Source organism: Calditrichota bacterium, from assembly GCA_013151735.1.
Taxonomy (GTDB): domain Bacteria; phylum Zhuqueibacterota; class JdFR-76; order JdFR-76; family BMS3Abin05; genus BMS3Abin05.
In genome coordinates this window covers 11,569-25,937 of the sequence record JAADHR010000047.1, presented here as the reverse complement: position 1 = coordinate 25,937, position 14,369 = coordinate 11,569, and the positions used below count along the sequence as shown (strand labels likewise).

General features: G+C 49.1%; 17 protein-coding genes. All 17 read right to left on the bottom strand.

Annotation, left to right across the window (positions count from 1 at the left end):
• Positions 1–20 precede the first annotated feature (20 nt).
• The 17 genes from GXO76_02730 to GXO76_02650 all read right to left on the bottom strand — a co-directional run bounded on the left by GXO76_02730 (position 21) and on the right by GXO76_02650 (position 14,337).
• The gene (locus GXO76_02730) at positions 21–1,226 is read right to left on the bottom strand and encodes an NAD(P)/FAD-dependent oxidoreductase (GenBank protein NOY76767.1); all 1,206 of its coding nucleotides are present in this window, start codon (positions 1,224–1,226) and stop codon (positions 21–23) included.
• A complete protein-coding gene (locus GXO76_02725; protein ID NOY76766.1) occupies positions 1,219–1,395 on the bottom strand; it encodes a 4Fe-4S dicluster domain-containing protein in 177 nt (58 codons plus the stop codon). Before GXO76_02725 ends, GXO76_02730 begins: the two co-directional genes overlap by 8 nt.
• Positions 1,392–2,372 (bottom strand): UbiA family prenyltransferase, encoded by a 981-nt coding sequence (ubiA, locus tag GXO76_02720; GenBank protein NOY76765.1) that lies wholly within the window; start codon positions 2,370–2,372, stop codon positions 1,392–1,394. The genes GXO76_02725 and ubiA overlap by 4 nt, the downstream gene beginning before the upstream one ends.
• Before the next feature lie 95 nt (positions 2,373–2,467).
• On the bottom strand, positions 2,468–3,886 hold the full coding sequence (locus GXO76_02715) for an amidophosphoribosyltransferase (GenBank protein NOY76764.1): 1,419 nt from the start codon (positions 3,884–3,886) through the stop codon (positions 2,468–2,470).
• A 146-nt stretch (positions 3,887–4,032) separates the two neighbouring features.
• Positions 4,033–4,530 (bottom strand): hypothetical protein, encoded by a 498-nt coding sequence (locus tag GXO76_02710; protein ID NOY76763.1) that lies wholly within the window; start codon positions 4,528–4,530, stop codon positions 4,033–4,035.
• A 173-nt stretch (positions 4,531–4,703) separates the two neighbouring features.
• Positions 4,704–5,210 carry a hypothetical protein gene (locus GXO76_02705; protein ID NOY76762.1) on the bottom strand — a complete coding sequence of 169 codons (507 nt, stop codon included), beginning with the start codon at positions 5,208–5,210 and terminating at the stop codon, positions 4,704–4,706.
• Positions 5,203–6,108: a diacylglycerol kinase family lipid kinase gene (locus GXO76_02700; GenBank protein ID NOY76761.1), complete on the bottom strand. Its 906-nt coding sequence runs from the start codon at positions 6,106–6,108 to the stop codon at positions 5,203–5,205. Before GXO76_02700 ends, GXO76_02705 begins: the two co-directional genes overlap by 8 nt.
• Positions 6,109–6,110: 2 nt before the next feature.
• Entirely contained in the window at positions 6,111–6,494 is a 384-nt protein-coding gene (locus tag GXO76_02695) for a RidA family protein (GenBank protein ID NOY76760.1), read from the bottom strand.
• A 12-nt stretch (positions 6,495–6,506) separates the two neighbouring features.
• Positions 6,507–8,048, bottom strand: coding sequence for a GAF domain-containing protein (locus GXO76_02690; protein NOY76759.1), 1,542 nt, complete (start codon positions 8,046–8,048; stop codon positions 6,507–6,509).
• Positions 8,041–9,939 (bottom strand): ABC transporter ATP-binding protein, encoded by a 1,899-nt coding sequence (locus tag GXO76_02685; protein ID NOY76758.1) that lies wholly within the window; start codon positions 9,937–9,939, stop codon positions 8,041–8,043. Before GXO76_02685 ends, GXO76_02690 begins: the two co-directional genes overlap by 8 nt.
• 23 nt (positions 9,940–9,962) lie before the next feature.
• A complete protein-coding gene (locus GXO76_02680; protein ID NOY76757.1) occupies positions 9,963–10,166 on the bottom strand; it encodes a hypothetical protein in 204 nt (67 codons plus the stop codon).
• Complete coding sequence (locus GXO76_02675; GenBank protein NOY76756.1) at positions 10,163–10,816, bottom strand: deoxynucleoside kinase; 654 nt, start codon at positions 10,814–10,816, stop codon at positions 10,163–10,165. Before GXO76_02675 ends, GXO76_02680 begins: the two co-directional genes overlap by 4 nt.
• Entirely contained in the window at positions 10,813–11,337 is a 525-nt protein-coding gene (gene folK, locus GXO76_02670) for a 2-amino-4-hydroxy-6-hydroxymethyldihydropteridine diphosphokinase (GenBank protein NOY76755.1), read from the bottom strand. The genes GXO76_02675 and folK overlap by 4 nt, the downstream gene beginning before the upstream one ends.
• A gap of 1 nt (position 11,338) precedes the next feature.
• Positions 11,339–11,692: a dihydroneopterin aldolase gene (gene folB / locus GXO76_02665; protein ID NOY76754.1), complete on the bottom strand. Its 354-nt coding sequence runs from the start codon at positions 11,690–11,692 to the stop codon at positions 11,339–11,341.
• A 154-nt stretch (positions 11,693–11,846) separates the two neighbouring features.
• Positions 11,847–12,464 (bottom strand): threonylcarbamoyl-AMP synthase, encoded by a 618-nt coding sequence (locus GXO76_02660; protein NOY76753.1) that lies wholly within the window; start codon positions 12,462–12,464, stop codon positions 11,847–11,849.
• Between the two features lie 316 nt (positions 12,465–12,780).
• Entirely contained in the window at positions 12,781–14,145 is a 1,365-nt protein-coding gene (locus GXO76_02655) for a SusD/RagB family nutrient-binding outer membrane lipoprotein (GenBank protein ID NOY76752.1), read from the bottom strand.
• 18 nt (positions 14,146–14,163) lie between these two features.
• Positions 14,164–14,337 (bottom strand): hypothetical protein, encoded by a 174-nt coding sequence (locus GXO76_02650; GenBank protein ID NOY76751.1) that lies wholly within the window; start codon positions 14,335–14,337, stop codon positions 14,164–14,166.
• Between the last annotated feature and the right edge of the window lie 32 nt (positions 14,338–14,369).

The following is a 14,369-nucleotide window of genomic DNA, read 5'->3' as shown; positions in this document are numbered from 1 at the left end:
CCCAACCCGCCAAAGGCGGATTAGCTTAACGGATCAAAGACTTCACTGATGCTCATCTTAAAAACCTTCAATGCATCCAGGATAAGTGAAGGCTTGTTATACAGCGCCTTTTTAAAGACAGCCACAATTGTGCGCTTTCCTTCCGGAAGGGAAAGAATCGAATCGGCTGTTTTGTTTAAATCATCGTCCGTCAGTTTATAAACGGCCTCCTTTAGCCGATAGGTGATTTTGTGTGTGTTGCCCTCGGATTTATACCACTGACGCTCATATTTTTTGAGAAACGCTGCGGAAACATCTCCCGTTTGAACCGCCTCAGCCGCCACCTGTCCGGCCAGCTTTCCGGCAACCATGGCCGGGACAATGCCGCCGCCAGAAATGGGATTGGCCTGATGCGCGGCATCGCCGATCAACATAAAGCCGTTTTTTACAATTTGCTTATTGGTGGGTGCAACGGGGACTCCGCCCACGGTTGTTGTTAAAACGGAGGCTTTCGGGAAATGTTCCTGTACGAAATCCTCCAGATAGCGCAGCGGCGATTGGTATTGTGCGTATTCACCGGAAATTCCGAGACCGACATTGGCAATTCCATCCCCCTTGGGAAACACCCAGATGTAACCTCCGGGCGCACGTTCGTGAGAAAAGTAAAAATCACAATCGCTCGGCGTTACATCCACATTGGCCATCGTAAACTGGACGCACGTTTCAATATCCCTGAGTTTTAATTGCGTTCGGATACCGGCCCAGCGCCCCACACGGGACTCCACCCCGTCGGCCCCCATAACAATTTTTGCCCGCAGGGACAGGCGTTTTCCGAAGCGTGAAAAAACAACACCGTTCACGTCACCCTTTTCATCAAAAAGAAGCTCTTCCGCATAAGCCTTGGTTAAGATTTCGGCTCCTGCTTTCGAGGCCTTTTCCGCCAAAAAATTGTCGAACAATTTGCGGTTCAGGACATACCCGAAATCCTCGTTTGCCAGATGAACCCGCTTTCCGTGTGGAGAAATCAGATTAATTCCCTCAATTTTATTCGCAATCCACCGGGGGTCGGCTTCAATAAGACTCTGAAGTCCGGCGGCTCCCACTCCTTCGGCACAGCGAACCGGCAAGCCGATATCGCGGTCCTTTTCCAGCACCAATACCTTTGCTCCGCCCAGTGAGGCATGCCAGGCCGCCATTGAACCGGCCGGCCCTGCACCAATAACAATGACATCGTAATGATCACTCATCGACAAACTCCAGGGTTTCAATGGGACAAACGTACACGCACAATTTGCAATCTGTACAGGTTTTCTCATCTATTTTGATGACTGTTTCCCGCAATTCAATGCAATCCACCGGACAAACAGACACGCAGGTTCCACAAAAATCACAGCGATCTTCTTTGATCCTGATCATAAAACCTCCTTCTCACCATAGGACGGATTCAGCGAAGGGTAATTCAAACCAAACCGAACGTGATAATACCATTTCGAAACGAGAAAAATCCCCAGAATACCGGCAAAATAAATTGGAAAATAAACCGCCACCATCAGGCTCAATAGCAAAATGGGTAATCGGGTTATTCGATTCAGCCAAAGATTATCGTTTTTAAAGATCAAAAATACAAACAAAAAATATGAAAGAAGCGCCGGAATAAAAACAATCCAGTCGCGGGTCAGAAATCCCAGAACGAGGGCGATTGAGTCGAATAAAATGGCCATTCGAATGGTCGTTTGTTTTCCATATCGAACGGCAAATGTAATTTTATGTGAATGCAGATCGCCTTTCGCATCCAAAATGGTTGTCAGAAAATAGACGGAGCCCACCGCAAAAATATACGGCAGCGCATGAAAAACCATGGCGACCGAAGGGGATCCCACGCTCAGCCAGCCGGCAAAAAATGTGAGCAAGCCGCCCAGTAAATTGGTCACAAGGCCTCTGATGGGATGGTCTTTCCACAAAAAGGGCGGCAGGCTGTAGCCTACTCCTAAAATGAGCAGCGACAACACCCACACTCCAAGGAACCATCCCGAGGTTTTCAAACCCGCCAGCAGTCCCAGCACCAAAATAAGGATGCCTTCCCGAACGGCGGCCTTGGCGGAAATGTGCTCATCTGCAATAAGAAACAGTTTGGAATTGCGCTTGTCCGAACCAACATCCGTTAATTGATTTAAAATAAAAACGGTTCCCATGAGCAGGGAATAACTGAGCAACGCCCACCCAAGATCCCCCCAGGCCCCGTGAAAAGCATCCAGTTTGAAAAGAGGCCAGCCATGCCCCTGAGGCGCCATCCCAACGGAAAGTGCACCCGCCAGAAAAACCGTCCAAACCGGATAGAATAATACGGGTCTCAGAATAAAAATGTAATCAAACGGTTTTGCCAACGATTTCATTCAATCCCCCTCAAACCAAGGGAAAATTCAATTTTATTTTGATCAAAACGGCCTTTGAAAACGCGATCAAAAAATGCGGATGAATCGGAACAACCTTAAATCTCAACCGTCTTTAACGATTCATCCAGAGAGAGTTTACTTCCGTTTTCTTCCCGTGCGATGGGATAAACACCGCTGAAACAGGCCGTACAATACCCTTTATCGCTGTTGGGAACGGATGCCAGGAGGCCTTCCAATGATAAATACTCCAGGCTGTCAACCTCCAGATAGTCCCGAATATCTTCAAGGGATTGGCTGGAGGCAATGACCTCTTCCTGAGTGGGAAAATCCATTCCGTAAAAACAGGGATATTTAATTGGCGGCGAGGATACGCGAATGTGAATTTCCCGGGCCCCTGCCCTGCGAATCATTTTGACCAGATTTTTCAGCGTGGTTCCCCGAACAATGGAATCCTCCACAATAACAACCCGCCGGTCCTTTAGAACGCCGCCTACCGGATTGAATTTGATTCGCACATTGATATTTCGCATGGCCTGACTGGGCTGAATGAACGTACGACCAATGTAATGATTCCGAATCAGGCCGATCTCAAATTTAATGCCCGTCCGCCGGGAGTATCCGATCGCCGCTGTGTTGCTGGAATCCGGAACACTGATCACAATATCCGCATCAACCGGATGTTCCATGGCCAGATTTTTTCCCATTTTCCGCCGGGCCTTGTCCACATACTCTCCAAAAATCCGGCTGTCGGGCCGGGAAAAATACACAAATTCAAAAATACAATGGGCCGGTTTGATCGGGGGGGCAATCCGATACGACTGCACGCCCTTTTTATCGATGATCAGCAGCTCCCCGGGCGCCACATCCCGAATGTACTCGGCGCCAATCAAATCCATTACGCAGGATTCCGAGGCGGCGATGTAAACATCCCTCATTTTCCCGAGTGCCAGGGGGCGAATACCGTGGGGATCGCGTGCCACAATCAATTTATTTCGGGTCAAAAAAACAAGCGAAAACGCACCCTTCACACGCTGAAGGGCTTCAATAAGACGCTCAGGCAATGTCAGTTTCTGCGACCGCGCCGTGAGATGTAAAATCACTTCGCTGTCCATCGTTGTCTGAAAAATGGAGCCCTGGGCTTCCAGCTCTCTCCGAAGGGCCTTGTAATTAATCAGATTTCCATTGTGGGCAATGGCCAGCGGACCATCCTTGCAATTTACCAACAGAGGCTGACTGTTGAGCAACTGGCTGGATCCGGTGGTGGAATAGCGATTGTGGCCAATGGCAATGTGCCCTTTTAGTTTTTTGAGAACCGACCGGTCCGGGAACACGTCTGCTACCAGTCCCATCCCCACATGCCGAAACACATTTTCCCCGTTCGAGGAAACAATACCGGCACTCTCCTGCCCCCGATGCTGAAGAGCATACAATCCCATATAGGCCAATTCCGAAGCGGCCGGCGCCCCATACACCCCCACAATTCCGCAATATTCTCTCGGTTTATCCGATTCGATTTGACAATGCTGCATAAAATTTCAACCTAAAATTGTAGTTCCTTGAACAATCACCACACTTTAGTGTGGTATGGCAGTGTTGCCGTAAAACTGCTTTTAGCGCGATGCTCCCTTGATTTTTCACCCGTCTCAGGGCACGGCGACCGCTACTGCCACCGAATGGTTTCCGTGTAGAAAATCAGGCCAAAAGCGATGCCCAAAAGGTCTGCCGTGAGGTCCTTCCAGCTGGCACAGCCCGCGTGAAAATATTTGTCGCGCAGTTCCTTGCCAAGACCCAGGGAAAACGAAAACCCCCCTCCAAATAAAATCGCCTCTTTTTTGGGCCGGCGCAGATTGTACCGCATCATCCAATACCCGGATGCGGCCGCAAACGCACTGCCCACGAAATGGCGATACTTATCATTGGCGATCCATTTGTCTCCCGAGCACCCCGGGAAAAAATCCCGTGGGAACGCATTCACACGCGGAGGGGATGTTCCGGCCGGACTGCGAAATTGCGCCAGTCCGCTTGCAGGCACCAGTATCCAAAAAATGATCAGCAAGAAAAGGCTCTGATGAACAGCCCTTGCCCTGCCGCTGTTTTTCCACGACGATCTTCCAAATCCTGAAAACCGCCCCCCATTTACAGGTTGATTTTTACGCACGGCCTCAAACAATCCCGTTGTTTTTCCTTAAAAATATAATGAATTTCCGCGCCTTTTACAAACTAAAAATAGTCTTGGGAGAAACTCACATTCCTGACAAACGATTCGTGAAAGCCGTTACATTTTGTTGACGGGCGGGTTCAGTTTTTTTGCCGAACCGTTTTTGGTACCGGTTAGTTAAAATGAATCCGCAGTGAAATGCCAATCGGAAGGGCTTTGTGACTCTCCGAAAAGGAAAGGTTCGGACTCACATCAAAATTGGAAAGCTGGGCATCCACGTAAGCGTCCGTTGCGCTCATAAAAATGGTAAACAGAAGCCACCAATTGGACAGGTTTCGATTGTTCTCGTAAAATGCACGATCGTAATCGGTGGGCGCCGACTGCACCTTTTGGTTCCAATAAATCGCCGTGGCAATTAATCCGGTTTCCGCCGTAAAAACCAGAACCGCCTTTGCTTTTTTTCCATTGTACCACTGACCCCAACCCGGAAAAGCAAGGGCCCGCCACAAGGCCCCCCGGGGGGAACGGATTAAGGATTTGTGTTTCGCGGTATCCGGCGTTGTCTGCGAATTTCCAATCATTAAAAGATTCCGGTTAAATTGATTTTGAGCCCTGAGCCCACCGGCAGCGGTCAGCCACACAACACCAATCAGTATTCCCGCCCAAAAACGACTACTCACCGGGGCTTCCTCCGATCACGGAAAGGGCTTTCGGAAAAATCTTCACCCGGAATTCCTGACGATCCATCTCAACGATCTCACCATCCACATGCCCGCCCACCGGCCCCGTCGATTTCACAACGAGTTCCTTGGCCTGCAGCATTTCAACCGGTTTGATTTTGACGTGCCCGCCCCAGAAAACCTTTGGCAAATGCCAAAAAATCTGGGGTTTACTCAAGTGGTGGATCACGCAAACATCGAAAATTCCGTCGTTGTTTTGGGCATTCGGGGTCAGCAAAAAGCCGCCTCCCAGCGAAACCCCGTTCCCGACGGTCAGCATAAAAATACGTCCCTCAATTTTGTGCCGATTGTCCAGATGAATGGTCAAATGGGGGCTGGAATAGAAGAAGATGCTTTTCAAAACCGAATAGAGGTAGATTAAAAATCCCCGCAGGCGGGTGACTTTTGAGCTTTCCAGAACAACAAGGGCGTCGAACCCCACGCCAAATCCGTTGGGGAAGTAGCGTCCGTTCACCCAACCCACGTCAATTCGCTTTTCCTGATTTTGAATCAGAACGTCAATCGCCTTTTGCCACTGAAACGGGATGGCCATGGCCCGCGCAAAATCGTTCCCGGAGCCCGTGGGAATCAACCCCATGGGGCGTGGATTTTTCATGAGACCGTTCACCACCTCATTGGCCGTGCCATCTCCCCCGGCCGCCACAATCACGTCAAAGTCCGGAGGAGCCTCCCGGGCCAGCTTTTCGGCATGCCCCTGCCCTTGGGTTTCTACAAGAACAAAATCCAGATTTTTCCGGCGCAGGGTCTCTTCGATTTTGGGCCGCAGTTTCGCGGCTTTGCCCCGTCCCGAGTGAGGATTGAGAATAACGAAGTAGCGTTTATCCGATTGCTCAGCCATGTTCACACAACCGCTATGCATTCGATTTCAATTTTGACGTCTTTGGGCAATCGGGCCACCTGAACAGCCGACCGGGCCGGAGGATTTTGAGGAAAATATTGGGCATAAACTTCATTCATCGCTGCAAAATCGTTCATATCCAACAGAAATACGGTGGTTTTAACCACATTTTCCAGTCCAGCACCCGCAGCCTTCAGAACGGCCTTTACATTCTCCAAAACCTGCCGCGTTTGGGTTTGGATATCACCCGAAAGGAGTTCTCCGGTTTTCGGATTGATTGGAATTTGCCCGGCTGTAAAGATGAACGATCCTTCTGCTGAAACGCCCTGGCTGTAGGGGCCGATGGCCGCCGGAGCCTGATCGGTTGAAATGATGTGCCTGTTCATCGGTACGTCCTCCTATTCTTTCGCCGGTGCATAAAAACAGCGTTTCGGAGAAATGATCTCGCCTTCTTTCTTCAACATCTTAATCGCCTTTGCAACCTCGTCCTTCCCCAAACCTGTCATCTCCGCAATCTCCCCGGTTTTTACGGGTTTCCCGGATTTTTTCATCGCTTCCAGAACAATTTGCTCTTTTTGATCCATGGTCAGATCCTCCTTCTGTGATCGATTATTTTGCCGATAATAAAATCTCTCAAAGATCCGGGCACATTCCTGTTGGTGGCCCGACTTTTCTTTTAGCGCGGCTTCCAGATCCTTCAACGAGTGTCTGCGAAGGATTTCGGATTCCTCCGGCGTCAGGTCGTTCAGGCGGCCGTCCTCCATGATATCAACCAGGCGGTACAACGGAATCTTTTTAAAATTTTCAATGAGAAAGGCATCGTACTTTGTTCCCCTGCCGGATTCCAGATGATCCAAAACCCGGGTAAAATCCATCCGGTCCCGATAGTGGCGAAAAGAGGTCAGGGCATCGAACACATCGGCAATGGCCAGAATCCGGCCGCCAACGGGGATCTGATCCCCTTTCAGACCGTCGGGATAACCGGAGCCGTCCAACTTTTCGTGATGGGTGGAGGCAATTTGCGGAATGGCCTGATTGTCCCGCGTAAAATGGATTTTGCTTAAAATAGTCCGCGTAATCACCACGTGCTGCTTGATATGTTCGTATTCCTCCCGGGTTAGCCGGGAGCTTTTGGTCAAAACACTCTCCCGAACACCGATTTTGCCCATATCGTGCAGAAGAGCCGAGGTGCGGAGAATTTTTCGCTCATCCGGGGTTAAACCCGCCAGCCGGGCAATCTCGTCCGCATAAAGCATAATCCGCCGGGAATGACCTGCCGTGAGGGGATCCCGGGCATCAATTGTGGATGCCAGGGTTTCCACAAAGCTGTCGAATGTTTTTTCCTGCTCTTCGTACAACTGGGCGTTCTCAATCTGGGACGATGCAATAATTGAGATGGCATCCAGCATTTCTTCGTCTTCCCGCGTAAACACCCCGTTCAATTTATTCAGGATTTGAAAAACACCGATAATTTCCCCCTTTTTATTCCGCATCGGGAAGGTTAACATGCTGCGTGTGCGGTAACCTGTTTGCCGGTCAATTTCCGGATTGAAACGCGAATCCTTGTAGCAATCGGGAATGTTCAGAACATTCCCCGTCGTGGCCACATAGCCGGCAATGCCTTTTTCCAAAGGGAACCGGATTTCGCCCGGTTCAATTCCATGAGCCACCTTCGACCACAATTCTTTTCGTTTTTCATCGATTAAAAAAACCGTACAGCGATCCGCCTGAAGGGCATCACGAACCTCATCCATGACCAACTTAAGCAGGCGATCCAATTTCAATTCGTTGGCAATGGTTCTCGTGATTTTCAGCAGCATCTGAAGCCGCTCGTGCTCGCTCCGGTAGCGCGCCAGCAGTTCCTGCCGGGAAGCGGTATTCTCGTCGATCGGCCCCTGAAATTCACTGGAAACCCGGACTGGCGGGAGCCGTTCAGACATCTTCCGGCACCTCCCGGTCCTGAAGACGAAACTGCATATTGTACAGGCGCTGGTAGGGTCCCTTTTGCTTCAAGAGCTGCCGGTGCGTCCCCTGCTGAGCAATTTCTCCCTTTTCCAGCACAATAATGGTTGAGGCGTTTTGAATGGTGGACAACCGATGGGCAATGACAAAAACCGTCCGGTTGGTCATGAGCCGTTCGATGGCTTCCTGCACCAAAAACTCCGATTCCGTGTCCAGGGCCGAGGTCGCTTCGTCCAGAATGAGAATCGGCGGATTTTTCAAAAGGGCCCGGGCAATGGCAATACGCTGTCGCTGGCCGCCGGATAGTTTGATGCCCCGCTCGCCAATAAGGGTGTCGTAACCCTGGGGGAGCTTTTCAATAAAAGAGTGGGCATTGGCCGCTTTTGCTGCCTCAATTACCTCCTCCAACGGAACGTAGGCCATTCCATAAGCAATGTTGTTCCGAACGGTCTCGTGAAATAAAATGGTTTCCTGGGTCACAATCCCCATCAGCTGCCGCAGCGATTTCAAATCCAGTTCGCGCAGGTCATGGCCATCCAGCGTTATGCGACCCCGCGTGGGATCATAAAAACGGGGAACCAGGTCCACCAACGTGGATTTGCCCACACCGCTCGGCCCCACAATGGCCAGGATGTCTCCCTTTCGCACCGTCAGAGAAACGTCTTTCAGGACAAATTCTTCTCTCTCATTGTACTTAAAAAACACGTGGTCAAAAACAACCGCATCTTCAAAATCAGACACTGCGATGGGGTTGGGTGCATTGACGATCTCCCCCTGCATGTCCAGAATTCTGAAAATCCGGGTTCCCGCAGAGATGGCCTCCTGAATCCGGTTGTTTACGCTCCCCAGTTCCTTTACGGGCTGCATCAGTGAAAAAATCACAAACAGGAACCCTAGAAAATTCTCCGGCGGCAGCATATTTCCGCTTAACACCTTTTGACCGCCAAACCACAGAATAAATACGGCCACACCGGCGCCCAGAAACTCGGTAAGCGGAGAGGCCAGCCGGCGGGTTCGTGTAATTTTAAGAAGGGTTCGGAAATACTCCAGGGTTTTCTGCTTGAATTTTCCGATCTCAAATTCTTCCATGGCAAAGGCCTTAACGGCCCGGGAACCGGCAATGGTTTCCTGAAGAATCGATGTGACATCCGCCATTTTCTCCTGCGATTCCGTGCTCTGTTTCCGCAGGCGCAGCCCGATATTTGCAATAATCAGCAAACTGAACGGCAGTACGGTGAGGGCAATCAGGGTGAGCTGCCAGCTCAAATAAATGGCCAGAATCAAATAGATGATAATTAAAAGGGGATTTTTGATAACCGTAACAAAACTGGCCGAAACACCGCCGTTCACGAGGTTCACGTCGTTCGTCACCCGGGAAATCAGGGTGCCGGTTTTGGTTCGCGCAAAAAACCCGATCGGCATGGTGATAATTTTTCGGTAGAGATCATTGCGGATATCCTTCATCACGCCCTGTTCTACGTACGCCATGAGATAGGCCTGAACGTAATCAAAAAAATTCTTAAAAAATGTAATAATCAGAATCAGAACACAAATTCGCCCCAGAGCCTTGTGGCGATCCTTACCGACAAAAAAATCATTGAGTTTCTTTTCAAATTTCTTTTTGGTTGATGTTAGTTTTGATTCAATTCCTCCCACCCTGCCGGGCGCCGACACAGTGGCCGATTGAGTGGCAGGCGCCGATGAAACGGTCTGGGTTTGTTCAACCTGAAAAATGGTGCGCAAAAAGGGGATAACCGACACAAGGGTTGCACTGCTGAATACCGTAAAAAAGAGAATGGCAATTAGAGAACCGGTCAGATAGACCCAATAGGGCTTGACGTATTTTATTATTCTAAGATAAACATTCATATATTATTTGGTTACCGTTTGTCTCAGTGGTTGTCTTCTTTCTTTTTATCGTCCTTAATCTCCTTGAATTCGGCATCTTCAATTTCAGATTCATCGATATCGAGGGGCTTTGATTTCGGTTTTCCCTTCACTTTTGTGTCTTTTCCGGAGGGGTTTGTTATGTTTTTAAACAGTTTATAGCCGAAATACAGGATAATCCCCCAAAATAATAATCGAATCAAACTCATTTTTTTACTCCTTGCTCTTTCATTGGGTTGTAATATTTGGTTCCACCCAGGGGCAGCAGAATTTGCTGAATGAGATTTTCAAGCTGACCCTCATCGTGAACAAAGTCAATTCCATCCATATTAACAACCAGAAGCGGCGTATCGGTATAGTGAAAGAAAAAGCGGTTATAGGCTTCCACCAATGCCCGGATATAATCTTCAGAAATATTTTTTTCGTACGACCGACCCCGCCGTTTAATATTCATCATCAACCGTTTGGTATTTGCCTGGAGGTAGATGACCAGATCCGGTGCCACGATTTCCCGTTCCAACAGGGTGGCCACTTTTTCGTACAGAACAAATTCCCGGTCTTCCAGTGTGAGACTGGCAAAAATGCGATCCTTTTGAAAGATGTAATCCGAGATAATCACACGCTGGAACAAATCCTGCTGCTGCAAATCCAGCTGCTGGCGATACCGGCTCAGCAGAAAAAACATCTGCGTCTGGAAAGCAAATCGGGCCGGGTCCTTGTAAAAATCAACCAAAAAGGGATTTTCGTCATGTTTTTCCAGAACCAACCGTCCGTTTAAGCGCCTGGCCAAAAGGTGAGCCAAACTGGTTTTCCCGGCGCCAATAACGCCTTCAATGGCAATATAGCTAAGCGTCTTCATGACGTTTCCTCTGTGATCCTTTTTCCAACGGGCAGGCGCTTGTAAACCTGAACGCGTCCCGTATCCGGACATTCAGTTAACATTTCCTGAATCGATTTGTTCCGGTCCGGCAGAATAAATCCGGGCGCTATTTCTGCAAATGGAACCAAAACAAACCGTCTCTCTGCAAGCTCCTTGTGGGGAACCTGGAGAAAATCTTCGTGTGTCACGGACTTTTCATAGGCCAGAATATCCACGTCGATCTCGCGGGGGCCCCAGCGCCGGCGGGGTTTGCGCCCCATTTGCTCTTCAATCGATTTGGCTACAATCAACAGCCGCCGAGGCGTAAGGGATGTTTCCACCTCCACGACCAGATTCAAAAAATCAGGCTGGTCTTTGACCCCATAAGGTTCGGTCTCGTAAACACTTGAAATATTTACTATTTCAAGGGCCGAATTGAGAGAAAGAATGCGAATCGCTCTTTCAAGAAACTCTTCCCGCTGCCCCACGTTGGTTCCCAGACTCAAATACGCTTTTTCCATGTCAGCCCCTCACAATCTCCACCTCCACCCCGCGAACAATGCCCGGCAAAGACACATGGGGTTTGCGAACGCGTACAAGGGTTTTTTCTACCGGGAGCCGTTCCAAAATCAGGCGGGCAATATCCTCGGCGATCGCTTCGATCAGATTGTATTCACCTTCAATAACAATTTCCTCTACAATCTCATATATCGTGACATAATTTACCGTATCAACCAGATCATCCGTATTGCCGGCCCGGCGGGTGTCCAGAAAAACCTCCACGTCAACTTCAAAACGCTGGCCGAGTTTTTTCTCTTCCGATTCCACGCCATGATAGGCGTAAAAAACCATACCGGTAATGCGAATCACATCCAATTCGGGCTCGTTAGAATTCATGAAAGCAATATATCAAAATAAACGGTAAGAATCAAGTAAAAGAAAGAGGTTAAGGAGGTTTGCGCCGTGCCCGTTTTTTTATCCTCAGAAGATAAAACATCCCCGACACGCCGGACGTGCCGGGGACTTTTCATTACATAAAATACGAAATCTCCCCTTTTCCGGCGCGCAGAACTTCCGGCTCATCTTCAATATAATCGATAACCGTCGACGGCTCCGATGCAAGAATACCCACATCCAGAATCAAATCTACCTTGTGTCCGTAGATCGCTTCTATTTCAGTAGGATCCGTCAAAATTCTCCCGTCCGTATCCGAAACGCTGGTACTGATAATCGGGTTGCCAAACAGCTCCAGAAGCCGCAGGCAAATCGGATGATCGGGGACCCGAATCCCAACTGTTTTTTTGTTGGTCGTCAGCAGTTTACGGGGGACAAACTTCGTGGCTTCCAGAACAAACGTGTACGGCCCCGGCAGGAGACGACGCATGGCCTTGTACGCCCGGTTGGAGACGTGGGCATACTTGCTGATCTCCTTTAAATTCGGGCAAATAAAACTCAACGGCTGGCGTTTGCTTATGCCTTTGATCTGGTAAATTCGATCAATGGCACTCTTGTTATAAATGTCACATCCCAATCCGTAAACGGTATCGGTGGGATAAATAATAACACCGCCTTCTTTCAGGACGTCGGCTGCTTGCCGAATCAGGCGATCTTTTGGATGGTCGGGATCCAGATGAAGTCGACGTACCATGGGTGTTCCTCCATTTTTTGATGAATGAAACCGCATTTACGACCGGCAAAACCCACAAACGTTGTCCCTAATCCCTGAAAATCCGTATTGATCTGCGGGCTGTTTGTTCTTTTGACATGGGAAGCACCCCTTTCAAAAAGGGTCCCGTGCTTTTGTGAAGATCAAAACCGGAAAAGACGTAAAAACGATCGGACTAATTTACTCGGATGATATAAAATATAATTCAATTTGCAAAATATTACCAATTTTATTTACGAATAAAAAAACAGGAGAGGGAAGCCCTCTCCTGTTCTTTTGCGTTTTCATTCCGTCCGAATCAATTGGGATCATTTTCGTTGTGTTTGTAAATCCCGTAGGCCGCCGGATCGGGGATATTCGGGTTGGTATTGCGCTCAACCAGCGGGTACAAAAATCGTCTGGGGATGGGTTGATTGTTGTACGTGGTTTTGAATTTGGGATAACCGGTTCGTTTCCAGTCGCTCCAAACCACCATATTGGTAAACAGGGCAATGTACTTTTCCGTCATAATCGCTTCGAGGAGTTTTTCGCCTGAAATTCCGGTGCCCGTATATTTGGGTAGCGTAATTCCCCATTTCCCTTCGATTCCGGATAAAACATGATCCAGCGTGGAGATGGCATCGTTTTCAGCGCCAGAGGCATACTGAGCCTCGGCGATGATAAACTGCATCTCTTCCCAGGTCACAAATTCGGAGGACCAGCTTTTTGAACCGTAGGTATCCGGATTCAAATAGCTGGCACCGGTATTTCCTTCGCCGGGGTCGGACCCGCTGTAGCCGCCATTGGCATCCTTTCCAAAATAGATTTCCAGGCGCGGATCATTTCTTTCTTTCAAAAGATCGACCAGAAATTTCCCGGCGCGTGCGTAACCCGAACGGCCATCCTCCAATTGATACCAGCAATTTTCTTCATTAGCCGTCTCGGAATGTTTCGATTTGAAATTATCGGCATCAGAGGCGATTCCCTGTTGGGCTTCCGTCAGGGCTTTGGCATAATTACCGGCATCCACTTCGGCCCATTCCAGATAAAAACGGGCTTTCAGCGAATGGGCCAAAGCTATCCATTTATTGGCATCACCGCCGTAGTAATGGTCGGCGGCCGGTGTAAAATAGCCCTTCCCGGTCTGCAGGTCTTCGATCGCCGAATCCAACAATTTCTGAAGAGCAGCGTACACATCGGACATTTTATCCAGTTTCGGCGTATCGGAGGTTTCCACTTCGGAATAAGGAATATCGCCCCACAAACTGGCGGTGGTTCCCATGTAGAAGGCTTCCAGGACTTTGGCCACCCCTTCCATCTTCTTGTTTTTCTTTTTCGCGGCCTCTTTCCGAAGTTTCCGGATATCCACCAAACCGGCTCCATCGTAGGCGCGCCGCCATTCCGGCCCAAAGATGGTTTCAGTGACCTGATAATCTCCAAAATTCTCAAATGTCAGGGCGGTACCGGCCATTTGCTGCATCCACATGGCCACCAGCCAGGCATTGAAGTTCTCATAATAGAGAAAAGAATTAACCTCGATGGCCGAAAGCATGCTTTCCATGGGCACCGTGGTTGCAATGTTGGGATTGTTGCTCAATTTCCCCCCGGTAAGGTTTTTCTCGCAGCCAATAAACAGACCTGCCAGAAATAAGAACAGTATGAGTAAAACCGCTCGCTTGGTCATTGTATTCCCTCCTTCATTCTAATAATTAAAACGAAGCGATAAAACATAGGATCGGGTATTTGGCATATTAAAATAATCCATGCCTTTCGCTCCGGTCATATTGAGATTCGTTTCCGGGTCGATGCCGGAATAATTGGTCCAAAGTTTGAGATTCCGCCCGCTCAGGCGGATATCAATGTCACTTAATCCCATTTGTTTGATAAAACGATGACGGAGGGTGTACG